The organism is Moraxella sp. CTOTU46934 (genome assembly GCF_031979465.1).
Classification (GTDB): domain Bacteria; phylum Pseudomonadota; class Gammaproteobacteria; order Pseudomonadales; family Moraxellaceae; genus Faucicola; species Faucicola tetraodonis.
In genome coordinates, this window is the sequence record NZ_DALZEG010000003.1 from 189,724 (window position 1) to 214,495 (window position 24,772).

At 44.0% G+C, this 24,772-nt stretch carries 21 protein-coding genes; 8 read left to right on the forward strand and 13 right to left on the reverse strand.

The features are described from left to right. Positions 1-207: 207 nt before the first annotated feature. Entirely contained in the window at positions 208-1,257 is a 1,050-nt protein-coding gene (locus tag RTN07_RS04530) for a ribonuclease Z (RefSeq protein ID WP_312176129.1), read from the reverse strand. Between the two features lie 414 nt (positions 1,258-1,671). Between RTN07_RS04530 and RTN07_RS04535 the strand changes: the two genes are divergently transcribed. After that, positions 1,672-1,953 carry a subtilase-type protease inhibitor gene (locus tag RTN07_RS04535; RefSeq protein WP_312176131.1) on the forward strand — a complete coding sequence of 94 codons (282 nt, stop codon included), beginning with the start codon at positions 1,672-1,674 and terminating at the stop codon, positions 1,951-1,953. Between the two features lie 159 nt (positions 1,954-2,112). Continuing rightward, positions 2,113-3,810, forward strand: a complete 1,698-nt coding sequence (locus tag RTN07_RS04540) for a sigma 54-interacting transcriptional regulator (protein ID WP_312176134.1) — start codon at positions 2,113-2,115, stop codon at positions 3,808-3,810. Here RTN07_RS04540 and RTN07_RS04545 read toward each other — a convergent pair. The 7 genes from RTN07_RS04545 to pheA all read right to left on the reverse strand — a co-directional run bounded on the left by RTN07_RS04545 (position 3,807) and on the right by pheA (position 11,435). After that, a complete protein-coding gene (locus RTN07_RS04545; RefSeq protein ID WP_312176136.1) occupies positions 3,807-4,343 on the reverse strand; it encodes a 2-amino-4-hydroxy-6-hydroxymethyldihydropteridine diphosphokinase in 537 nt (178 codons plus the stop codon). The genes RTN07_RS04540 and RTN07_RS04545 overlap by 4 nt on opposite strands. 40 nt (positions 4,344-4,383) lie before the next feature. After that, the gene (folB, locus tag RTN07_RS04550) at positions 4,384-4,911 is read right to left on the reverse strand and encodes a dihydroneopterin aldolase (RefSeq protein WP_312176138.1); all 528 of its coding nucleotides are present in this window, start codon (positions 4,909-4,911) and stop codon (positions 4,384-4,386) included. Between the two features lie 11 nt (positions 4,912-4,922). After that, positions 4,923-5,906, reverse strand: coding sequence for an EamA family transporter RarD (rarD, locus tag RTN07_RS04555; protein ID WP_312176141.1), 984 nt, complete (start codon positions 5,904-5,906; stop codon positions 4,923-4,925). 125 nt (positions 5,907-6,031) lie between these two features. Further along, the gene (locus tag RTN07_RS04560; protein WP_312176144.1) at positions 6,032-8,266 is read right to left on the reverse strand and encodes a bifunctional prephenate dehydrogenase/3-phosphoshikimate 1-carboxyvinyltransferase; all 2,235 of its coding nucleotides are present in this window, start codon (positions 8,264-8,266) and stop codon (positions 6,032-6,034) included. Continuing rightward, entirely contained in the window at positions 8,267-9,181 is a 915-nt protein-coding gene (locus RTN07_RS04565) for a DMT family transporter (protein WP_312176146.1), read from the reverse strand. 4 nt (positions 9,182-9,185) lie between these two features. Next, positions 9,186-10,271, reverse strand: a complete 1,086-nt coding sequence (gene hisC, locus RTN07_RS04570) for a histidinol-phosphate transaminase (protein WP_312176149.1) — start codon at positions 10,269-10,271, stop codon at positions 9,186-9,188. A gap of 54 nt (positions 10,272-10,325) precedes the next feature. Next, entirely contained in the window at positions 10,326-11,435 is a 1,110-nt protein-coding gene (gene pheA / locus RTN07_RS04575) for a prephenate dehydratase (RefSeq protein ID WP_312176152.1), read from the reverse strand. 407 nt (positions 11,436-11,842) lie between these two features. Between pheA and RTN07_RS04580 the strand changes: the two genes are divergently transcribed. After that, positions 11,843-12,781 carry a transaldolase gene (locus RTN07_RS04580; RefSeq protein WP_312176155.1) on the forward strand — a complete coding sequence of 313 codons (939 nt, stop codon included), beginning with the start codon at positions 11,843-11,845 and terminating at the stop codon, positions 12,779-12,781. 115 nt (positions 12,782-12,896) lie between these two features. Here RTN07_RS04580 and RTN07_RS04585 read toward each other — a convergent pair whose 3' ends face one another. Then, a complete protein-coding gene (locus RTN07_RS04585; RefSeq protein ID WP_099808028.1) occupies positions 12,897-13,433 on the reverse strand; it encodes an adenine phosphoribosyltransferase in 537 nt (178 codons plus the stop codon). 368 nt (positions 13,434-13,801) lie between these two features. Between RTN07_RS04585 and rubA the strand changes: the two genes are divergently transcribed. The 3 genes from rubA (at position 13,802) to RTN07_RS04600 (ending at position 16,493) form a co-directional block, all read left to right on the forward strand. After that, positions 13,802-13,966: a rubredoxin RubA gene (rubA, locus tag RTN07_RS04590; protein ID WP_036589380.1), complete on the forward strand. Its 165-nt coding sequence runs from the start codon at positions 13,802-13,804 to the stop codon at positions 13,964-13,966. A gap of 20 nt (positions 13,967-13,986) precedes the next feature. Further along, positions 13,987-15,438: an FAD-dependent oxidoreductase gene (locus RTN07_RS04595; RefSeq protein ID WP_312176160.1), complete on the forward strand. Its 1,452-nt coding sequence runs from the start codon at positions 13,987-13,989 to the stop codon at positions 15,436-15,438. Between the two features lie 92 nt (positions 15,439-15,530). Then, positions 15,531-16,493, forward strand: coding sequence for an alpha/beta fold hydrolase (locus RTN07_RS04600; RefSeq protein WP_409455542.1), 963 nt, complete (start codon positions 15,531-15,533; stop codon positions 16,491-16,493). Positions 16,494-16,497: 4 nt separating this feature from the next. Here the strand turns inward: RTN07_RS04600 and RTN07_RS04605 are convergent, their stop codons facing one another. The 4 genes from RTN07_RS04605 to RTN07_RS04620 form a co-directional block, all read right to left on the reverse strand. Beyond that, the gene (locus RTN07_RS04605; RefSeq protein WP_312176166.1) at positions 16,498-18,162 is read right to left on the reverse strand and encodes an ABC1 kinase family protein; all 1,665 of its coding nucleotides are present in this window, start codon (positions 18,160-18,162) and stop codon (positions 16,498-16,500) included. A 132-nt stretch (positions 18,163-18,294) separates the two neighbouring features. Continuing rightward, positions 18,295-18,933 carry a ubiquinone biosynthesis accessory factor UbiJ gene (locus tag RTN07_RS04610; RefSeq protein WP_312176167.1) on the reverse strand — a complete coding sequence of 213 codons (639 nt, stop codon included), beginning with the start codon at positions 18,931-18,933 and terminating at the stop codon, positions 18,295-18,297. A gap of 55 nt (positions 18,934-18,988) precedes the next feature. After that, positions 18,989-20,020 (reverse strand): bifunctional demethylmenaquinone methyltransferase/2-methoxy-6-polyprenyl-1,4-benzoquinol methylase UbiE, encoded by a 1,032-nt coding sequence (ubiE, locus tag RTN07_RS04615; RefSeq protein WP_312176170.1) that lies wholly within the window; start codon positions 20,018-20,020, stop codon positions 18,989-18,991. Between the two features lie 86 nt (positions 20,021-20,106). Then, a complete protein-coding gene (locus tag RTN07_RS04620; protein WP_312176173.1) occupies positions 20,107-20,805 on the reverse strand; it encodes a DUF8198 family protein in 699 nt (232 codons plus the stop codon). A gap of 222 nt (positions 20,806-21,027) precedes the next feature. On the opposite strand from RTN07_RS04620, the gene RTN07_RS04625 reads away from it, so the two are divergent. Continuing rightward, the gene (locus tag RTN07_RS04625; RefSeq protein ID WP_282849472.1) at positions 21,028-22,683 is read left to right on the forward strand and encodes an ATPase; all 1,656 of its coding nucleotides are present in this window, start codon (positions 21,028-21,030) and stop codon (positions 22,681-22,683) included. Positions 22,684-22,876: 193 nt separating this feature from the next. Next, a complete protein-coding gene (locus RTN07_RS04630) occupies positions 22,877-24,745 on the forward strand; it encodes a SurA N-terminal domain-containing protein (protein ID WP_312176176.1) in 1,869 nt (622 codons plus the stop codon). Positions 24,746-24,772 lie beyond the last annotated feature (27 nt).

A 24,772-nucleotide genomic window follows, 5' to 3' on the forward strand; every position in this document is an offset into this window, starting at 1 on the left:
GGTTCGGTTGAATTCTCAATCCACAACTGACGATTGGCTAAGACAGTTATAAATTAAAAAAATGATAATTAAATTACCATAAATATAATTAATTATGCAAAACAATTCTAGGCGGAATAACAAGTAAATTTGACTAGTGCGTATAAAAAAAAGTTATCAATAAAACTTTTTACAAAATTTTCTTTTAATAAGATAGCTTTTTGGGGGTTAGTTTATTCGTATATTGCGTTTTTTAACATTGCCATGGTCGATTTCAAATTCATCAAAATCTTGGGCAAGCCAAAAATTACCTTGATAACTGGTAGCCACTTCTGCCCGAATATCTGACATATTCAAAGTTTTACTGCTAGGTTTATCAAAAGGTTGAAAACGCGCGCTAAAATGGGTCAAAATCAGGTTTTTTAACTGTGATAGCTGCGCAAATTCGGCAACTTGCTTGGCGGTTGAATGCATGGGGTCAAAATAGTTAGGGGCTACTTTTCGTTTATCAGCGATTGCTTGGGTATAAGTCGCCTCGTGTACTAGCACATCGGTATTTGATATAGCATCGGCTAATAGCTCAGGTGAGTCATTGTCGCCTGCGACTATCAGCACGGTTTTATGCAGCGTGGTGGTGACAAAATCCGCAGATTTTAGCAAGGTGTTATCATCTAGATTGACGTCAATACCGTACTTAAGTTTGCCCCATAGCCGTTTATCTAGCACGTTAAGCTTGGTGAGTTTTTGGGTTAATAAGGTTTTTTTGGACAGGCGCTGGGTGAATTTAAAGGCATGGCTAGGGATACGGTGTGATAGCGCAATCACGTCAACTTGTAGCTGATGGTCATCTGTCAAATCCAGGATGATGGGTGGGTAACTATCCCCCTGCACTCTATTGTCAATGGCGATAAAATTAATGTCAAAATTTATCATCAGCGCTGTCGTGGCTTGCACGGCGGCAAGATAATCGGCAATGGCTTGTGGGGCAATGACGGTTAGCGGGTGCTTGCGTCCACTCATCGCCATACTAGCCAATAACCCTGGCAAGCCATAACAGTGGTCGCCATGCACATGGGTGATACAAATCAACGCTAGCTGCATCACGGACAACGGGGTTTTGAGTAGTTGATGCTGTGTGGCTTCCCCACAGTCCACCAATAGCCAAGGGACATTTTTTACTCTGCTATAAGGATTGATGAGTGATACAGCAAGCGCGGTGACGTTGCGGTGTTTGGTGGGTATCCCTGCAGATGTGCCCAAAAAAGTGAGTGTTAACATGATTGCCTCATTGTCAAACGTATTACCTATCTTTATATTGAATTTTTCATAAATTTAACTATAAAATGCGCTAACAAATTTGACAACAACTTTTGACTGGGCTATGACATTGACTTCAACGCATCCTTTTAATCCTTAGCTTTTACCTCTTATGCTGTGTCTGACCAAATGGGCAAGTCTGTTTTAACCATCAGCCTTGTACTTGTCGATAGGCGGATTTGGGGCGTGCTTGGTTAATGGTCCAACGGCTGACGGCGGGCTGCCTGCTTAAGTTTTAAAGATTTGGTAACAGATAATAGCAATAATAATTTGGCAAGTGGGTTATTATTGGGGATGATTTCACTGAGTTTTGGTATACTCAATGCTGCTTGTATCACCTCTTATATCACCTACTGAACACAATAAGGAAATGCTATGTTCAAGTTTTTTACCCCACTCTGTTTCTCATTAAGTTTATTTGGCTGCCAAGCTGTTAGCTCAGATCAGCAAAACCACACAACCATGCCTCAGCCCATCAAGAAACCTGAGATGATGTGCACCATGCAATATGATCCTGTCTGCGTCAAAACTATCAATAATGGCATCGTCCGCTATCAAACCTATGGCAACGCTTGTATGGCAAATAATGGCGGCAATGCTATGGACAAGACTATGAGCGTCACCAAAGGTGCTTGTGAGTCAGAGACTAGCAAGTGAATGAGTTAGTAAGTGACTGAGCTAACAAATAGCTGGGCTATCATAAGTTAGCCCGCTATAACGTCTGCACTAGCTTGTTTTGCCATAGCTGACTGACGATAAAACAAGCGAAGAGCTATAATCCCTCTAATTACTTTGTGTTAAAGGTTTTGCATCTGTATGGCATTAGCGCTGATTATTGATGATGAAGTAGATTTGTGTCGCTTGATGCAGATGACACTCAAAAAAATGGGCATTGAATCCAAAGTCGCCTATGACTATGCCACCGGCATCAGCCATCTTCAAGCGTATAATTTTGATTTTTGCTTAACCGATCTTAAACTTCCTGATGGCACAGGACTAGATATCGTTAAATTTATCAGTAAAAATTATGCCAAAACCCCCGTGGCAGTGATTACCGCCCACGGTAGCATGGATTTGGCGATTGAAGCGTTAAAATTGGGCGCCTTTGATTTTGTCAACAAGCCACTTGAGCTATCACGGCTACGCCAACTGGTCGAAAACGCCTTAAAAGTAGCAGAAAATACCCATAAACTTAATTGTAAAGAAGTCTATGATCCTTTTAGCAATCGCTTAATCGGACAATCTAACGCCATTACCCAGCTCAAAACCACCATCCAAAAATTGGCGCGTAGCCAAGCGCCCGTATTCCTGTGGGGGGAATCGGGCACCGGTAAAGAAGTCGTTGCCAAGCTCATTCATGATTTAAGCCCACGCTGCTCTGCCAATTTTGTGCCTGTTAACTGCGGCGCCATCCCATCAGAGTTGATGGAAAGCGAGTTTTTTGGGCACAAAAAAGGCAGCTTTACTGGCGCTACCGCAGACAAAGAAGGGTTATTCCAACAAGCAAATGGCGGTACGCTATTTTTGGATGAAGTAGCGGATTTGCCGATTTCCATGCAAGTCAAATTATTACGCGCGATACAAGAAAAGAAAATCCGCCCCATTGGGAGCACCCAAGAGATTGCCGTGGATGTGCGCCTTTTATCCGCTACCCATAAAAATTTGGCTAAGCTTGTCGAAACGGGTGAATTTAGACAAGATTTATATTATCGCATCAACGTGATTGAAGTAAAATTACCCAGTCTCAATGAACGGCGTGATGATATTTTACTGTTAGCCAATCATTTTATTTCTTTGATTGCAGACGATTGGGGACTAGCGCAGCCACTGACATTATCGAATGAAGCCGCGGTTCAATTGACAAACCATCGCTTTGCCGGCAACGTACGTGAATTAAGAAATATCTTAGAGCGGGCGATTACCCTAGCTGATGATAATGTGATTGAAGCCCATCATTTGAATTTGCCATTATCAGCCGCCAACGTATCGCCTGACACTCCTAGAATCCATGAAATCCATGAAATCACAGAAACCCCCAATCAATCCGTCTTATCAACACCGAGTAAACCGAGCACGCCAAAAGTTGCGCCCTTAGCTGAAGCTAAATCCGCTTCCAACAGCCCCATCAATACTTCCTATATCAGCAACTTGTTTGCAAGTGGTTATAAAGTCAAACCCAATATTCAACTTACGCCCACACCGACCCAATCCACCCATGATGCGTTAACCCATGCATCGTTAACTTTAGATGCGCCGATAGGGGCTATCAATACGCCTAATTTAGCCCAGCCCTCTGCTGAAGAAGGTCAACTGCCTGCCGAAGGGCTTGAAGAATATTTGATGAATCAAGAACGCAAAGTCATTATCGCAGCGCTCAACTGCAGTGGTTGGAATCGCACCCAAGCTGCTAAACTGTTAAATACAACGTTTCGCTCACTGCGCTACCGTATGAAAAAATTGGGCATTGATAGTGACAATGATATTAATAGTGATAGTGACAGCGATGAGGATTAAAAACATCGGATAAAGGACAAATCGATATTTTTTGATAAATCTACTATCCCTACGTGGTCATAACAAGCTAGTGGAAAACGCCGGCGGATGCCTAACCACTGGTTTTCGGATTGGGCGAATAGCATGAATCGATTGCCTTTTTCATCGAGGCTTTGGTCGATATTGTCAATTTGATGCAGGCATTTTACCGCAATGATATCAATGTCTAACGTGACAGCGGGTTTTTGGTACAGAAATCTGTCTTGTTGCTGTTCAAACTTCTTGGTGAGTTGTAACCACTGCCAATAATCCATTGGCTGCGCAAATGCTAAATAAGCCACTTGGTTAAAATAAACTGGTGTATTGGATGTTTGCTTGTTTAAATTGTTATCACTACAAGTATCTTCACTACTATGAATCGCGCTGAGGGTCAAAGTGCCAAAGTTTTGCAGCCAGTCTTTGGCTTTTTGTAAATAATAAAGTTGTTTGACATTACTGGCTAACGACAAAACACAGGCTTCGATGACTATCACATCACGCGGTGGTACACTCATACTCAAATGCTCAAATAAACATATTTTTTGCTTAGGCTAATTAATTTGGCTGAAAACGGGTAATTTTAACCCCGACACTATCGGCTTGTTTGATGGCGGTTGGTTTGTGAATCGTCACTGTGACTTTTTCTGGGGCAAATTCTGCCAAAATCATCTCAGCGACCAATTGCGCTAACCGCTCTAATAGCGCCACTTTATTGGCAATGCTCACTTCAGCCACGCGCTCACTGACACTTTTATAATTGATGGCATCTTGAATATTATCAGTCTGCGACGCTTGGTATTGACAGCCCACCATTTCAATATCAAAAATCAATGGTTGGGTTATTTGCTGCTCCCACTCATACACGCCAATCACGGCATCGACTTTGAGTCCCTTCACAAATACCGTATCTGTTGAATTGCCCGTCAGCTTGATTGGCTGATTGTTGGACTTTTCGTTTGCAATTGCGTGTAAGGCATCCGCCGCTGAATATAGTGATTCATGCATGGTTTTTTGTGTAGGGGCTTGCGTGGTGCTGTGGGGCGTTTCAAGCTTAGTTTGTTGGGTGGTTTCTGGTGTGGTCATTTTTACTCTCGTTAGGTATTTCGTTGTTTGATTAAATCATAGCTAAAAAATACCAACCCTGTCCAAATAAAGGCAAAGGTAATCAATTTATAAATGTTAAAAGGCTCATGATACAAAAATATCGCCAATAAAAAAATCATGGACGGGGTCAAATAATTTAAAAAGCTCAATAAACTAAAGTTGACCATTTTGGTAGCTTTATTAAACATCAATAGCGGTATCAAGGTCACTGGCCCTGCAAGCATCAATAAAAAAATTGATGGCGACAGCCAAAAATCTAACTGACTACTAGCAACATCATGCATAGCAAACCAGCCAATAAAGACCGGCACCAATAATGCCGTTTCGATAAACATCGCAGACAGCGCGTCAAGCGGGGTATGGCGATGCATCAAACCATACACAGAAAAGCTACTCGCTAACAATAACGATACCCACGGCAATTTACCCAGCACGACCAGCTGAATCGCCACGCCTATCGCTGCCAAAATCACTGCCATCCATTGCAAAGGACGCAGTTTTTCTTTGATGACCACTAGCGATAGTAAAATACCCATCAACGGACCAATATAATAGCCCAAACTGGCTTCCAAAATCTGATCATGATTGACCGCCCACACATACACCAGCCAATTGATTGAGATAATCGCCCCCGAAACGGCAGTATAAAGTAGCCATTTTGGGTTGGCTTGAATCACTTTCACCCAGTGCCAGTTTTTAGTCACTATCATGATCAGTAAAATCGTGACAAACGTCCAAATAATTCGATGCCCAATGATTTCAATCGCATCATAATCTTTGAGTAGCTTAAAATACAGGGGGAAAAACCCCCAAATCAAAAAAGCAGCCAGTGCGGTCAATACCCCTTTGGGGGTGGTCACTACGGTTGGTTTTTCATGGTCAGTAATATCAACGGCACGGGTTGGAATGTCACTATTGATGATATCAATGGTTTGGCTTTGGGGGATTTGATTTTCGGGTATTTGATTTTTCATTAACACAACAATAAATTTTATTTTTTATAAAAAAGTAAAAACTAAGAAAGTCATAGTCTATCTTAGTTTTCATGTCATCCATGTAAAGACTTGCGAAAGTGATACAAGTTTAGCTCACGTATGGTTTAGTCAGTCACCACTTTAACTTGTAATCCTGCACTATTGACCAGTTCAGCAAAGTTAGGGAAGCTGGTATTGACCGTTTCGGTACCATGAATGGTAATCGTATCACTTGCGCGCAAACTTGCCACAGTAAAACTCATGGCAATGCGATGGTCATGGTGACATTCAATCTCACCGCCCCCAAACACCTGTGCCACATCACCGCGACCTTCAATTTCAATGCCATCATCGAGTACAGTACATGCAATTCCTAAGGTTTTTAGCCCATCTGCCATGACTTGAATACGGTCAGATTCTTTAACGCGTAACTCAGCTGCGCCATGTAGCACGGTTTTACCCGTGGCACAACTTGCTGCCACAAACAGCACAGGGAATTCATCAATGGCGAGCGGCACCAAGTGCTCAGGAATCTCAATACCTTGCAATTTTGAAGATTTCACCACGATATCGGCAACTGGCTCACCGCCGACGGTGGTTTCATTGGTCAATGTCAAATCAGCACCCATCAGCTTTAAGATATCAATCACGCCGGTGCGCGTGGGATTGATGCCCACTTTTTTGATGGTCACATTGCCTTGTTGGGCGATGGCGCCTGCCACCATAAAAAATGCCGCGGATGAGATATCAGCAGGCACTGCGATATCACATGCCGTTAATTCGCCGCCCCCTGTCACACTAATTTGATTGCCATTGTGCACTTTTGATACTGTTACAGGATAACCAAATGCCGTCAGCATGCGCTCGGTGTGATCGCGCGTCACTTCTGGCTCAATCACCGTGGTAGTGCCTTGTGCCCATAGCCCTGCTAGCAGCAAACAGGATTTCACCTGCGCTGATGCCATCGGCATTTCATAGCTGATACCTGTCAAAGTTTGATTGCCGGTGATGCTAATCGGCGGCGTGCCTTTTTCGCCCGTGGTTTGGATTTTGGCACCCATGTCACGCAGAGGCTTGGCGACCCGTTCCATGGGACGCTTGGATAAACTCGGGTCGCCCGTCATCACCGAATCAAATTTTTGTGCTGATAAAATACCTGATAACAAGCGCATACTGGTGCCTGAATTACCCATGTATAGCGGATCATGCGAGGGTTTTAACCCATGTAATCCAACCCCATGAATCACTACCCTGCCCTGGTTGGGACCTTCAATCACTACGCCCATATCACGAAAGGCCTGCAAAGTAGCGAGTGCGTCTTCACCTTCCAAAAACCCTGTCACCGTGGTGGTGCCTTTGGCTAACGAACCAAACATAATCGAACGGTGAGAAATAGACTTGTCACCTGCAACGGTGTGACTGCCTTCAAATTGTTGGGCTGGGGCGATAACGTAAGTTTGCTTCATGGCTTGTTTTTCCAAATAAGGCGTTTTATTTAACATATGTCCAAAATGTTGTCGAGCAGCTTGGGCTTGGGTCAATATACCTAGCATCTGCTCAGAATCATTGTTCTCAATAATTGCTTTCAACTGACTTAATTGCTCACTAAATTCATCAATGGCATCGAGTAGCGCGGTTTTATTGGCATAAAAAATATCATGCCACATGGTTGGGTCGCTGGCGGCGATACGGGTAAAATCCCGAAAACCACCCGCCGCGAAACGAAAAATATCCATATTGTCATTATGCTTGGCTAGTTGCGCGACTAGATTGTAGGCTAGCAAGTGGGGTAAATGACTGGTACGCGCGAGCACCTTATCATGATAATCCGCTGACATGGTCACCACTTCTGCGCCAGTCTGTGCCCATAGCGCAATCACTTTTTTAACCGCTTGTTTGCTCGTGGTATCGAGGGGCGTTAAGATGATTTTGTGGTTATCAAATAGTTTGGCATTACGCGCATCAATCCCTGATTTTTCTGCGCCGGCAATCGGATGGGCGGGCACAAAACCTTTGGGCATATCGTCACCAAACACCGCGCTGGCGTCTGCAATGATATTGCCTTTGGTACTGCCCACATCCATGATGATGGTTTTATCGGTAATAAAGGGTTTGATTTGTTCAAAAATTTTTTTGACCGCCTTTACCGGCGTGGCTATCACCACCAAGTCTGACCCTTGCACCGCAAGGGCAGCATCATCAAACCCTGCATCAAGCAGTCCGTAGTTGATACCTTTATCAATGGTTGATTGTGAACGGCTGACCGCCACAATTGATTTGACCAATTTTTTATCACGCATGGCTTGTGCCAAACTTGCGCCGATGAGCCCTAGCCCAATAAAACACACTTTTTCAAACATTTAACTTACCGATTTTTTATAATTTGCTAAAAAGACTGCGAGCGCAATCAAAATCCCACCCAACATAGTGGTGATGGTGATTGTTTCGCCCAATAAAACCACACCCAACAATACCGCAATGAGCGGAATAAAATAAATATACAGCGAGGTTTTCACCACGCCCAAATGCTTATTGGCATTGGTCCACAACACAAAACACAAGGCAGAAGCGATACCACCTAAAAACAGTAAATTTGCCAGATTAATGGGTGTAAACGCGTGAAGGTTGATAAAGCCTTCACCTGTCACAAGCATATACAGCGACGCGGTGATTATGCCATACAAAAACACTTTACGCATGCGTACCATCGGGTTGAGCGCATCGTTAATTGCACTGTTAGCAAAGCCAAAAAATGACCACGCCAACCCACTTAATATCGCTAAAATATTACCTAGCATGCCATTGGTTAAACTCATCGGCTGATTAGCCAGTACTAATGCCACGCCAACCAACGCCATCAAACAGGCTATCAATAGCAACTTGCTAAAGGCATGGGTTTTAATGATAAAACTGGCAATCAGCACCGTAAACAAGGGGGATGCTGTGACTAGCAGCGCCGCATTACTGCTATAGGTATATAGCAATGCGGTATTTTCTAGCAAAAAATACAAGGTGATACCGCACAGCCCCGACAAAAAATACAACACTTCGTTTTTTACGCTGCTAAAGGTTCGCAGTCTAGGTGACATGGCAAACAATAACCCATAGGCAAATAACGACCGATACAGCAAAATCTGAATGGGTGACATATCCGCCAGCAGCACCTTAGTGCTTGCTAATGTTGTTCCCCAAACAATGACCACAAATAACGCTAAAAAATGCCAAAATACTTCACGATTTTTTTCTAACTTTTTTTCTAACCTTTTTTCTAACATCGGCTCAGCTCAATACCTGCGCCAACGTATCTAAAAAACGGTTAATTTCTTCAGGCAAACCCACACTCACGCGTATCCAGGCTGGCAGACCGTAGCCAACCATCGGTCGCACTACCACGCCTTGCTCAATCAAAGTTTGGTAGATGTCCATGCCATCGCCGACATTAACCATCACAAAGTTGGTCGCTGATTTGACATAGACGACACCTAAGCTATCCAAGCCATCATATAAGGCTTGTTTTTGCTCATGGTTAAACGCCAAATATTGGTTAATAAAATGTTGGTCTTTAATCGCTGCTGTGGCGGCGGCATGCGCCAACGTACTGGTATTAAACGACTGACGCGTATAATTTAAAATCTCGGCAATGCTTGCGCTGCTTACGGCATAACCAATGCGCAGGGCTGCCAGTCCATAAGCTTTGGAAAAGCTACGTAGCACAATGACATTGTCATACTCTTGGGTCAAATCTACACAGCTGAGCGTTGGCACAAATTCGATGTAAGCTTCATCAATCACCACCAACACCTCCGATGGCACTTTTTTGATAAATTTAATCAGGTCATCTTTGACGAGCACGGTGCCTGTGGGGTTGTTGGGATTGGTGATAATCACCATTTTACAATTGGCAGTTTGATTGACCGTCTCAAGCATCGCAGGCAAATCATGAGCAAAATTTTTGGCAGCGACTTGTTGGGTTCGCTCACTAATACCCAAAGACGCCAACTCGTAATCCGAAAACGCGTATTGAGAATACACAATCACATCATCGCTATCGGCAAAGCTTGCGGTAATGTTATTGAGTAATTCATTAGAGCCATTACCCAGCACAATTTGTTTTGTTTCGCAGCCCAAAAAATCGGCTAACGCTTGTTTAAGCCCCTGCCCTGCACCATCGGGATAACGCGATAATTCCCCCAGTTTTGACGTGATTGCCAAGGTCACGTGTGGCGAGCAGCCCGTTGGGTTTTCATTGCTCGCCAATTTGACGATGTCACCCAAGCCATACTCACGGGTCAGCTCTTCATTGGATTTGTCCATTTCATAAGCTTTTAACTGCTCAATACTGTGATTGACCGATTGGATCGTCATATCAAAACCTTTAGTTGATGATTGATACTGATAAAATTTTATTGCCAAAAACGGTTAAATCACCGCTTTTGGATAAGCGCCTAATACCCGTAAATCTTTGACTTGCGGGCGAATCTCAGCGAGGGCGGCTTGCATATTGGCATCGTCAATATGACCGAGCATATCAATAAAGAACACATAAGCCCATTTGTTTGGACGCTCTGGGCGGGTTTCGATACTGGTCATCGATACCCCATGTTTTGCTAGCGGCTGCAATATTTGAATCAGCGCGCCCGCCTGATCTTTGGCTGCCACTAAAATCGAGGTTTTATCTTGACCTGACGGCGCTACTGCTTCGCGGCCAATGATTAAAAAACGTGTGGTATTGGACGGGGTATCTTCGATGTTTTCAAATAGTTTGTGCAAATTATATTCGCTTGCTGCCACTTCCCCTGCAATGGCGGCTGAGTGCCACTCATTTTTGATACGCCGCGCCGCTTCACCATTGCTAGAGACTGCCACACGCTCGACATTAGGATAATGGGTATCTAGCCATTGGCGGCATTGGGCGAGTGCTTGGCTGTGGGCATAAATTTTTGAAATTGCGCCCACTTTGGTATGCTCACCCACCAAAAACTGATGATGCACCGGTAATTCTACCTCACCAATGATTTTCAGATCGGAGGATAAGAAGCCATCAAGGGTATGATTGACCACGCCTTCTGACGAATTTTCCACAGGGACGACGCCATACATGGCAGAGCCGGCTTCCACTTCACGAAACACATCAGCAATCGTTGATAGCGGCACTGTCGTGGCGGCTTTGCCAAAATGCTTCAGCGCTGCCATGTGGGTAAAGGTACCTGCAGGGCCCAAATACGCAATTTTTTGTGGCGCTTCTAAGTCCAAACACACCGACATAATCTCACGGAACAAACGCGCCATCTTATCCGCTGGTAGTACCCCGCCCATAGATTCGTTGCGCGCCATCACCTTTTTTAGCACCTGTGCTTCTCGCTCTGGGCGATAAAAAATCGGATTGTCCTCTTGCGTCTTTTTGGCTTTGGCTACTTGCACCGCATAGCCTGCTCGCTCGTTGATTAATCGCTGGATTTTTTCGTCCACTTCATCGATTTTTTGGCGAAGTCCAATTAATTCATCATTGCTCATCGTTTGTTCATTCATAAAATTACAACTCAACAGTCAACACTGACCTGCGCGATAGGATTGAGGGTCGTAAATCACAGGCAGCCTAGCTTGAAATATACCTTGAAATATATAAAGTTACCAAATGGCTTTATACCAGAAATTGCCTAATACTAGCACAAATCACGCCTGTTAATCGAGTTTCGCTCGGCGCTTTTTCATCACAAATAGTGATATAGACACAATATTTTTGGCATATCCTAAAAAAAATTGGATTTTTCTGCTTGATGCTTAACAAATACTTGCAAAATAGAAAAAAAACTAGCGATTGTCACAATGTTTGTGATAGCTTTTGACATAGGTTAAACAACATTGAATGAAACCATACCATTTTGTCCCTGATAGGTTATCAGTGACACGCAGCAATTTGACATTTAGGAAAGTACATGACTAGCAGCTTAAACCAACTAAAAATGATGACAACCATTGTGGCAGATACTGGGGATTTGCAAGCGATTGCCCGCTTAAAACCAGTCGATGCGACCACCAACCCAAGCTTGATTACCAAGGCATTGTCAACGCCGCAAATGCAGCCTATTTTAATTGAGACATTAAAAAAACACCCCAATGATATCGATGCGGTGATTGATGAGCTCACCATTTATATCGGCACCGAAATTTTAAAACTGATTGATGGTCGTGTTTCCACTGAAGTTGACGCAAGGTTGTCTTATGATACCGATGGCACAATTGTCAAAGCGCAGCAATTTATCAAAGCGTATGAAGCCGCCGGGATTGATAAAAAACGCGTACTCATCAAAATCGCTGGCACCTGGGAAGGCATTCAAGCCGCCAAAGCGCTAGAGCAACAAGGTATTCATTGTAATGTGACGCTGCTATTTGGCTTGCACCAAGCCAAAGCCTGTGCCGATGCCGATGTTACCTTGATTTCGCCATTTGTCGGACGGATTTTGGATTGGCAGAAAAAAGATGAAGGACTCGATAGCATCGAAATCAGCCGTGATAAAGGCGTGAACTCAGTCAAAACTATCTATCATTACTTCAAACAGCATGGCTACACCACCCAAATCATGGGCGCGAGTTTTCGCAGTATTGAGCAAATATTGGCATTGGCAGGTTGTGACTTATTAACGATTGCGCCTGATTTGCTAGACCAACTTGCCACGATGGATGTCAAAGTCGAGCGTCAGCTATTTCCCGACATGAAATTTGTTGACCTAAAAAAAGAAACCCTCGATGAGACCCAATTTACCGAACAACATGCGCTTGATCCTATTAGCCAAGCGTTATTATCTGCTGGTATTGAAGGCTTTATCCAAGCTCGAGAAGCGTTAGAGCAAACCTTGAGAGGCTTGGTTAACTAAGCGTTGTTAATTAAAGCTTTATTCATTAAAACTTTGATGGATAAAGCTTGGTTCATTAAATTTTCATTAGCGGCTAATCATATCCTTTAATCATGATTAGCCCCATGCCATCCCACTAGCCTTTAGCTTGCAACACGGTATAAAGTGGTATAGCAAGCGGTTGATGCAAATTCACCAAATCAAGCAGTACAAGTGCGCCTAATACTTGATGTCCTGCGGATTCACAAAGTTCCACCGCAGCGCTCAAAGTACCGCCTGTCGCCAATATATCGTCCACCAACAACACATTCGCGGGCGCAAGTCCCGCCTGCATCTCTAAAGTATCACTACCATACTCTAGCGCATAGCTTTTATTCGCCACAGGCGGTGGCAGCTTGCCTTCTTTGCGTACCAATACCATGCCTTTGCCTGTTCGACCCGCCAACAGACTAGCAAAAATAAACCCCCGCGCTTCAATGGCGCCAAAGCAATCGACTGCATCAAACACTGGCTGTGGTATCGCTGCCAGTAACGCATCGATTACCGCATTGATGTGAGCGCGCAATAATGGCGTGATATCATAAAACGCAATGCCTTGTTTGGGAAAATCAGGTACCACTCTGATGATTTGCCAAAATGGGTGTGGTGAATCAGGGGAGATAGTCGATTGCATAGGATTGACCAAATTCAGAAAAAATAAGGGTTAAGTAAAAAATTAAGTAAAAATTGCTAAAGCGTGCCTCATTCTAGCAATTTTTTCAGGCTGAACCAATCAGCATTATGGATGGCGTAAAGTATTTACTTTAACCATGATGAATAGGCTAGGCTTGGGCGAACTGGTTTAAAGATTTGCGATATGGGGTTGAATGTTGCCTGTCATTGGCTTGCTTGTTTCAGTGCATACTTGTAAACTATCGCAAGTTAAATTTTTAGGTGATTGCGTAAGTTTTGCATGGTTAACATACTGCTCGGCATTGTAATTGCAATTTTTATCCTTATCTTCAATAGCAAAAGTTACCACTAATATAGGGAAAGTTATCAATGAAAAAATATCAATGTATCGTGTGTGGTTGGGTGTATGATGAGGCACTGGGTTGCCCAGAAGAAGGCATCCTTCCGGGCACACGCTGGGAAGATATTCCCGAAGATTGGACTTGCCCTGAATGTGGGGTTAGCAAAGTGGACTTTGAAATGATTGAACTATAATAAATAAATAGGGTTTTATCATGCAATCAACTAACAATGTCGATAGTGCGAGTGTCGATAGTGCCAGTGACAATAGTATAAGCTTAGACAGTATCAGTTCAAATGATGCGCCTATTGCGCAACTGTCAAATACACAACCACAACCTGTAATCATTATTGGCTCAGGCATGGCGGGCTATACGCTAGCGCGTGAGCTCAGAAAGCTAACGACTAGCTTACCTATCGTCATGGTGTGTCAAGACAGTGGTGATAGCTATGCTAAGCCAACCTTGTCAAATGCCTATGCGCAAAACAAACTTGCTGATAGCATCGCCAATGCGAGCGCGGCAAAAATGGCGGAAACGTTAAACCTGACCCTTTTAAATTTTCATCAAGTCACTGATATTAATACCGATGAACAAGTCATTGTGGTTCGCTCGTTAGTCAATGAAGCGTCTCAAACAACGCTTGCTTATCGAGATTTGGTATTGGCGACAGGCGCGCATTCTAGACTGTTACCCAATCTAGCGGTCAATCATCAAACCATTTTTGCCGTCAATCATTTAGATGAATATAAAAGCTTTCAGCAGCGTCTAAACACCCTAAAATCTCAAAAATCAGCGCCCATTAAGGTAGCGATTATTGGTGCAGGGTTGATTGGTTGTGAATTTGCCAATGATTTGATTGGTCAAAATCCAGCTAACCCGACCGCTGACATCACAGTGGCAGTGTTTGATAAAGCGGCACGCCCACTGGCTCAGCAACTCCCTAGCGAAGCGGGTATCATGCTACAAGACGCTTTGACTCAGTCAGGGGTGACATTTTATTTAGGCACTGATATCACCAGTATCACGACAAACCTTAATAAAAATATTACTACAAATATTAATACAAGCGATAATGCAACTGTGACCATCTCATTTGACAGGGATAAGCAATCACAAACTTTTGAAGCGGATATTGTTTTGATAGCGATTGGTTTGGTGGCTAATACTGAGCTTGCTGCATCAGCGAACATTGCCATAGCATCGTCACAGCACATCAATCCTACAATAACCCATTTGCCAAGAACCGTGCAGCAAGGCATCAAGGTCGATGCGTACCTAGCCACATCAGCCAAGCATATTTATGCCATTGGCGATTGTGCCAACGTGATGGGCAGCTATATGCCCTATGTCATGCCATTGATGAACCAAGCCAAAGCGTTGGCAAAAACCCTGGCTGAACCCCACATGGCACCGACTAAAGTGGCGTATCCTGCCATGCCAGTGGCTATCAAAACACCTAGTTTACCTTTGGTGGTATTACCTGTATCGGGGCAGTACAGTGATGATCAACTGTATTGGCAAACGACCCAAACCACTGATGGAATGGTCATGACCGCCCACCCAAAAGATGACTCTAATAGCATTTTAGGATTTGTATTAGCCGGTAAAGAAGCAGCAAAACAGCGCTTAACGTTAACCAAGCAAGTGGCGGATTGGCTGTCTTAGTAACTATATTAGTTGCCACGCTCGTGCAACGAGTCATCTAATGCGGCAAGTTCATTCAACAACCTACTAGCAGATTGATATTTTTGGAATAAATTATGGATTTAGCCAAATTTAATTTTGAACCCTCAGTGATTACGGACTTTATGCAAAGTGCCATAATTGATATCGGTGATGAATTACAACTGTGTGTTGAAGTTGGTGGCAATCCTGATCATCCGCCCTTGCTACTGATTATGGGCTTAGGCTCGCAGTTGGTGTTTTGGCCAGATAGTTTTGTCAAAGGCTTGATTGACGCAGGCTTTTTTGTGATTCGTTTTGACAATCGCGATATCGGGCTATCCTCAAAAATCGCCCGACCCTTCCCCCGTTTTCCCATCAACAATGTCAAAATGATGCTGCGTATGCAAGTGGGTTTGACGAACCGTCATTTTCCTGTGGCGTATAACTTATTTGACATGGTCGAAGATACCCGCCGCTTGCTTGATAAGCTTGAGCTAAAAAATGTGTATGTGGTGGGGGCATCTATGGGCGGGATGATTGCGCAAATTTTGGCTGCCAAATACCCAAAACGCGTGTCGACACTGGGTCTCATGTTTACCAGTAACAACAAGCCATTTTTACCACCCACCAAGCCAAAGCAGCTGCAAACCCTACTGTCACATCCCAAAACCACCCAAATTGATGACGTGGTCGCATACGGCGTGTGGTGTATGCAGCGTATCGGCTCACCCAAACATGTGGATGAAGAGGAAGTAGAACGGCTCATTCGTTTGCGGTTTGAACGTAGTTATCACCCACGTGGCGCGCTTCAGCAGCTGCAAGCGATATTAGCCACTGGCTCTATTGTTAAATTCGACCAAAAAATCAAACAGCCAACCATTATCATTCATGGGGAAAAAGATGGGCTGGTGCCATCGGCGCATGGTCGAGCGATTGCCAAAGCGATTGCGCACAGTGAGTTTCATTTGATAAAGGATATGGGACATGATTTGGCAAAACCCTTTATCCCTACGATTGTTAAACTGCTAGCCGATCATTATATGAAGCATGCTTAACTCGCTAATTTAATAACCGCCACAATACAAACAGCACGGCCATCACATAAAAAATTGGTGCAAGCCAGCTACTGATTTGCCAGACGGCATGACTGGCAATCATTTGCGCGATAAACAACGCACCCACAAACCCAAGCACCGCAAGCCAATCCTGCTGACGACTTTTGAGCATATCTGAGCGAATTTGCTGTATTTCACGCAGCTGCTGATCTTGGTGGCCACCCAGATTTGCCAGACTTTGCAAACTGTTATCCAGCAATTGTGGCATGTCATTGAGACTCAGTAACAGTTCAGGTAATTGCTTGCGTAGCTCGCCAATTTTTTGCATCGGGTCAAATTGCTGCTTCACCCAGCCTGTCAAAATCGGTTTGGCGAGCGACCAGATATCAAGCTCAGGGTATAAATCCCTTCCTAAACCTTCCACATGCACTAGCGTTTTAAGCAGTAGCATTAATTGCGGCGGTATATCCAAATGATAACGACGCGCAATATCAAGCACCGACATTAGCACGCCTGCAAAATCAATGTCATTGATTGGCTTACTAATCATCGGTGACACGGTGCGGCGCATATCGCGCATGAGTGCGTATTTATCGGTATTGGGTGGAATCCAGCCTGCCCGCGCAATGATATCCACTAGACCGGTAAAGTTATTGTTCATCACCGATAATAAAAGCCTTGCTACAATCATTTGGTCAGCTTTAGACAGCTCGCCCACGATTGAGCAATCAAGAGCGATGTAACGGGGATTGGGATTTGGGGTATCGGCGGGCAGCGTTTCAACAAACACATTGCCTGGGTGCATATCGGCATGGAAGAAATTATCCCTAAATACTTGGGTGAAAAAAATCGTTAATCCTTTTGCCGCAAGTGCCGCCCTATCATATCCAAGCGCATCAAATACTTGGGTTTGCGAAATCGGCACCCCAACAATGCGCTCCATAATCATGATGTTTTTGCTCGCTTGATACACTTCAGGCACATACATCATCGATGAACCCAAAAAGTTGTTGCGCATTTGGGTGGTATTGGCAGCTTCAAGGGTTAAATCAAGCTCATTGAGCAAGACTTGCCGATAATCTTCAACAATATCGATAATATGTACGGCACGCGCCGCTTCAATCCGTGCTGACGCCCACCCTGACAAATCTCGCAATAATTCAAAATCCTCAATAATCTGTTCACGGATGGTTGGGCGAACGACTTTAACCACCACTTCACGCCCATCATGCAGGCGTGCGGTGTGTACTTGGGCGATGGATGCCGCCGCTAACGGTGTGCCATCAAATCTAGCAAATAGCTGATTGATAGGTTGCCCCAAACCGCCTTTTTTTGTCGATTGTTCAATTTGCTCGATAACCGTATCGACACTAAAGGGTTTTACCCTGTCTTGCAGATGCACCAACTGCTCAATAATCTCAGGGGTGACCAAATCACGACGGGTGGAAAGCAGCTGCCCTAATTTTAAAAACAGCGTGCCCATCTCTTCAAGCGCCAGCCTAACCCCGTCTGGATGCGGTTTTTGAAAATAGCTGGCAGGGTGCATACGGATAAGCTTGGCAATGGGCTCAAGCTGCGGCGTCTCTTCAATAGGCAGATGCGTATCAACACGATAATGAGCGGCAATGCGCCACAGTTGTAAAAGACGTTTGCGATGATTTAGTAACACGTTGGCAACTCGTTAGAAAGCTTATCAATGGTGGGAATTCTAGCATGATATAAGCAATTTTTTAATGGTTAAAAAAAAGACGGGGATTTAACCCGTCATTTTGATTGTGCAAAAGCAACTTTTGCAATAAATTTACTTTTGCAATAAAGCCGCTTGCTGTTGCTTGATGGCATCGAGTCTGGCTTGTTCACGTTCAATATCCGCCCGCAGTTTTAGTAGCTGTTGTTTTAACTCATGCCTTACATTGTTATCAGTATCTGCACCGTTTTTCCACTCTCTGATATTGGCAATATCGGCAAACATCTCTTTGGCAGGTACAGCGATTGTGCCTTTTAGGTTGGCTAATAGATTAGACAATTGACTTGCCATCGGTAGACCAATCAGAGGTTGCAGTTTACCAATGATATCAGGGTCAAACCCAGCGACTAATTGTTTGACTTGCATCAGCACTTTATAATCGCCCTCAATCGGCAGATTGCCTTGTGGCTCGCCCATCAAATTGAGCAAATGCACAGGGTTGTCCACTTTGACAACACAATCAGGTTTGCTTACCACATTGCTACCTTTAGGTTCAAAAACATCAACCGTCACAGGTTCAAAGCGGATATGGTCATCATTAAAAATCGTATCAAATTCAATGGCGGGCTCTGCCATCACTAGGCGCAAAACTTTACCCGATAACGGTTGTAGCCCTGCTTGGGTGATGGGGTCAGTGGCAATCGCTAAATTAACCACTTTTTCAATCCCTGCGAGTAGTAATACAGTAAACATCTGATTCTCTTTTAGTATATAAATTTCAGTGAGCTATTATATTTTTCGCCATCAGTTACTTTTTAAACCCACGATGCACCGCCACGATACCGCCTGTTAGGTTGTTATAGTCACAATTGACAAAGCCTGCGTCTTCCATCATGCCTTTTAGGGTGCGTTGGTCTGGGTGCATACGGATAGACTCTGCCAAATACTGATAGCTTTCGCTATCATTCGCCACCAATTTACCCATGAGTGGCAATGCGGTAAACGAATACAAATCATAGACTTTACCAAATGGCTCAAACACCGGTTTTGAAAATTCCAAAATCAGCAAGCGACCACCTTTTTTGAGCACCCGATACATTGAGCGCAGTGCCGCGTCTTTGTCGGTGACGTTGCGTAGCCCAAAGCTAATTGTCACCAAATCAAAACTTTCATCATCAAATGGCGCCAGCGTCTCAGCATTGGCTAGTACAAAGTCGACGTTACTACAGCCTGCATTGAGCAGACGCTCACGACCGACCTCTAGCATCGCTTCATTGATATCGGACAATACCACATGACCTGTGCGACCCACCTCTTTACTAAAGGCTTTTGCCAAGTCACCTGTGCCGCCTGCGATATCTAGCACCCGTTGACCTGCACGCACGCCCGTTAGGCTGATGGCATAGCGTTTCCACAGACGATGAATACCGAGTGACATTAAATCATTCATGATGTCGTATTTTTTGGCAACAGAGGTAAACACTTCTGCTACTTTTTGTTGTTTTTCAGCTTTTTTGACGGTTTTGTAGCCAAAATGGGTTTCTTCATTACCATCAGTGGCTTCGGTATGCGGATTGTAGATAGCTGATTTATCAAAACTGCTAGTTGATTGCGCTGACGACTCATTGGGGATAGCGTCATTTGGGGTAGCGGATGCAGGGCGAGTGAGCTGCTGACCTTGCGGCACGGATTCTGGCAAATCAGCTGTGCCAGTAAATTGACGGTTGATAGTGGTGTCAGCTGTCAGTGACTGTTGTACTTGGCTATTGAGTTTGTCATTGGCTTGGATGCTGTCTTTTACCAAGCTGTCTTGGATTGAATTATGGTTATTGTCGTTCATGTGGTTTCCTAGTGAGGTCATCGCCAATCAAAAATTGGCAAAGTTAAAAGCGCAAAGGTACTACAATTTTTTTTTCTATTTTATCACTAAACATCAAAAGGATGTTCTTTGCCAGCATGCACATTGGTAATGATTTGCAACTCTTTTTCACAAAATGGCTCAATAAAGGCGCCAATACTTTTAATCGGTTTGATGGCAGCAAAACCTTCAGCGATAAAGTCATATAACGGCTGAAAGCCTTTTTTGTACGCTGTGCCTTTGGCGAGTGAAAATGCTTTTTGTAAGATAAATGATTTAAGATATTTATCCGTGCGATAGCACATTTGCTTGAGGTCAGCCATCTGCTGGCGTCTTGCCGACTCTGCATTCACGGACCGATAGGCTTTAATCATGGATGGCTCATCCACGGATAAATGATTTTCTTGTAAATACTGAGCAAGCTGCAGATCAAGCTTAATGGCGTTAATCGCTTCGATGATACCGGCTGCCCCTGTGCTCACGGCATTGGCAGGGATAAATTTTTCTAGTTTTTCAGCCTTTTGCACCATGCGCTCTAGCTGTTCAGCGAGCACGTTGAATTTTTCGCCCCCATATAGTTGGTCAATTAAAAATTCCCCCATCGCATGGTTGTTGGCGCTGGCAAATAAAGCTTGGTGGGTTTTATGAATACGACCGCGTTGCCAGGCTTGTACTTCCCTCAGTTTTTGCGCTAACTGGGTATCGCTGTGGTATGGAAGGGCGCGGAATTGTTTTAAATCTTGTTCTAATTGGCTTAAGCTGCTCATAGGGCCTCGATTTTTTTGCAAAATTTTTAAATTCAAAACAGAGAAACTGCAGTTTATCCATTGTATAAACCCACAGTAAAATGAAGTTCTGTGCCGCATTACCTTAATGTAAATCCAGCAAAAATACAAATCGTAAATTGTTCAACTGTGCTTTAACTGCTATCTTTTAGAAAAATAAAAACTTCATCCCTATCATTTCGGGTATTCCCCTAAGCAGGACACATGGCAATACACAGCACCAGCAATTCCAAAAACAACGATATAGCCGCTTCTAAACCCACCGATAAAGTAACCAAACTTGAAAAAAACACCTCATCTTTAACGCTTGAAGACCAATTAAGTTTTGACCTGATTACCGCGCAAACCACCCTACGCGAGCAACGGGCTGGCAAAAACTCGCGCGGGCTACTAATCTTGGTGAATGGTATGGAAAATTCAGGCAAAGGCGAAGCGGTCAAAGCGCTAACCGAATGGATGGACGCACGCTATATCAAGGTTCACGCCACCATGGGACAGCATCCTAGCCGCTACCAACCTATTTGGCAACGTCACACATGGCAACTGCCTAGAAAGGGTGAGATTGCGGTGTATTTTGGCAACTGGTACGCTGACTTGATTCGTTATGTGTTTGACTGTGGCGATGATATAGATGAACAGCGCTTACAGCAAATGATTGAAGACATTGAGGCGTTTGAACAAGATTTGGTCAATAACAACACCGATATCGTCAAGTGCTTGTTTTGGGTCGATAATAAAACGCTAAAAAAACGCTTGACCGATGAAGAGCCTGACCCTGAGCAGTTGTACCATTTAGATTGGTTTCGAAAAAAAGACGTGAAACGTTTCAAACGCTTTAGCAGCAGACTGATGGGGTTACAATCAAGCTGGCACCACATAGATGGACAGGATATTGATGCCTCAAACATCCAATTTGCGAATGTTGTATTAGCAGCGCTGCAAACCATGAACCAACTAGCTGCAGCCGATGATGACCAAGACAACCGAGCAAAAACTGATAAATCGGTTCACCTTAAAACGGACGAAAATCCTGTTAAACCCAACCCGCTGCCTTTTAAACCCACCCCTCTGATTAATGAGTTGGTTAGCGTCCAATCCCAAGCATTAGCAAAAGCAGACTATAAAAAACAACTACATAGCAAACAACATATACTCGCTGAACTGATTCGTGAGCGAGGTCAGCGCCATATCATCTTTGTCTTTGAAGGTATGGATGCGGCAGGCAAAGGCGGTGCGATACGCCGCATCATTGCCCCACTCGACCCGCGTGAATTTACCATCCACGCTATCTCTGCACCAACCGAAGATGAATTAAAACACGCCTATCTGTGGCGTTTTTGGACGCGCCTGCCCCATGATGAAATGGCAGATGTGGATATAGTGTATTTATCGCAAAAATTCAAACGCAATAAATGCGTCGCCTTACTTAAACAACGCCTGCATAATAGCCGAGTGACCATTTTTGACCGTAGTTGGTATGGTCGGGTACTCGTTGAGCGTATTGAAGGCTTTGCAAAAGAGGCAGACTGGCAACGTGCTTATGGCGAAATCAATCGCTTTGAAAACGACTTGGTACAGAGCAATGCCATTGTGGTCAAGTTTTGGCTCGCTATCAGTGAAGAAGAAGAACTTAAACGCTTTAAGGCGCGTGAAGAGACGCCCAATAAGCAGTTTAAAATTACCGATGACGATTGGCGTAACCGCGCCAAATGGCATGAGTACGTGCAAGCCGCTTCCGACATGATTCATTTGACTCACCATAAAAAACGCCCTTGGTATGTGATTGCTACCGATGATAAATATACCGCGAGACTCAAAATCCTTGATGCTATTATTTCCGAGCTATCGAAAAATTTATAAAGCGCTATCTAAAAATTTATAAATTGTTAACAGTGTGCCTTTTTACTATTTTGCTATATCTTAAAACTGTCTACCCAACTTGATGAAAGATAATGATTTTGGTGGACAGTTCCCCTATAATATCGTGTTTGATTTGATTATTTAGCCTGATTAGTTATCCTTAATAAATCCATCTAAACTGCAAGTGAGCAATATGGAATCTTTACGCAATTTTTTGAAAGGTTGGATGGGCAAAGCCTTGCTCGTTCTTTTTTTACTTCCTTTAGCCATCACAGGATTTGAGTCGATTGTCCGTAGCGGAGATGACCCCAATGCTGTCGCCAAAGTTGCAGAGTTAAATATCGATAATGCTACCTTGCAAACCATGATTAACAATCGTCGCGAAACGTTGCTTGAGCAAGTGAATGGCGATGCAAGCCTACTTAATAGCGATAAATTACGTGAGCAGATGCTGCACAATTTGATTGACCGTTATTTGATTATCAACCAAGCCAACCAGCTTGGTTTTACTGTGTCAGATGCCACCATCACCCAAATGTTGATGGCAGAAAAAACCTTTCAAGATGCCAGCGGAAAATTTTCTAATGAGTTGTTTGCTAGCTATTTAACCAGTCGCGGCATGACCAAAGAGCAGTTATTTGATTCGGTCCGTCAAGACTTGTTAGTGACTGCCTTTAGCCGCGGTATTATTAATACAGGGATTTTTGCGCAAGGGAGTATTGATAAACTTATGTCAATGCAGTCTGAGTCGCGCCCTGTGCAAGTGCTACGTTTGGACTGGCACAGCTTTGCGCCGCAGGTGCAAGTGACACCGCAAGAGATTGCAAGTTACTATCAAAAAAACCAAGCGACACTTAAATCTAGTGACATGGTGGATTTAACTTATTTAGAACTCAATAAAAATGCCCTGCCTGTTGCTGCCCCAACGGCGCAGGAATTGCAGCAACAGTATCAAAGCTATTTGAAAAATAGCAACAACCAGACCGAATACGAATTAGCCATGATTTTGATGAGTGGCAGTCAAGCACAAGCCACCTTAACCTCATTAAAAAGTAAACTTGATGCCAATCAAGCGGATTTTGCGGCGCTTGCCAAACAGTACTCGCAAGATGAAGGCAGTAAAAACGATGGCGGCAATATCGGTCCGATTACCCAATCGATGTTCCCCAATGATTATGACACCATCATGACCCAAATCAAGACCCTAAAAGTCGGTCAAGTCACGAGCCCCATCAAAACCAACTATGGCTATCATTTATTCAAATTGGTAAAAATCAATGGTCAAACCCCACCAACCATTGAAAGCTTGACGCCTGTCTTAACCGAACAAATTATGGCGCAAAAACGTGAAGCCGCCTATCAAGATTTGATTGGTAAAATCAATAATGACGCAGTTGCTGGTGCTACTATCACCGAGCTTGCCAATCGCTATAAATTAACCGCCAAATCGATTAAAAATTATCCTAAAACCAATAACTCGTCTGCACTGAGTCAACCTGCTATTGTAGCGGCAGCATTTGAGCCACTGGCGCTGCAAGAAGGCAGTGTATCAGTCGGCATAGATGTCTCTGATAAAGTGGTATGGTTACAATCAACCAATCACCGCACTAGCAAACTCATGACACAAGCAGAAGCCGAGCCGGTTATTAAAGCCAAACTTATTGAAGAGAAAGCAAAAAGTTTAGCATTGGCAGAGGCCAATGCCATCGCTGCCAAAGTCAAACAAGCCAATTCAATTGCGGCGGCGGGTGCCCCATTCCAAGATTTGGGGATTGTGACTCGTCAAGACAGCAAACTGACCGATGACGAGCGTGGTGTGGCATTTAGTCAACCTGCTGTTAACAATCAACTAGCGGTCATGACGCGGCCTACTGTATCGGGTGCAAGTTTGATTGTTGGTGGGGTTATTAGCAATGACAACGCGCAAATCACACCCGAAGTCAAACAACAAACTGCCCAAATCGTGCGCGAAAATATCGGTCAGTCCCAGTTTGAGGATTATTTAGCCTACTTAAAATCCATCACTGAGGTTACGGTTAAACCGCAGACTGCTGCGCCATAATATGCTGTGAATACATATGCGCTGCTG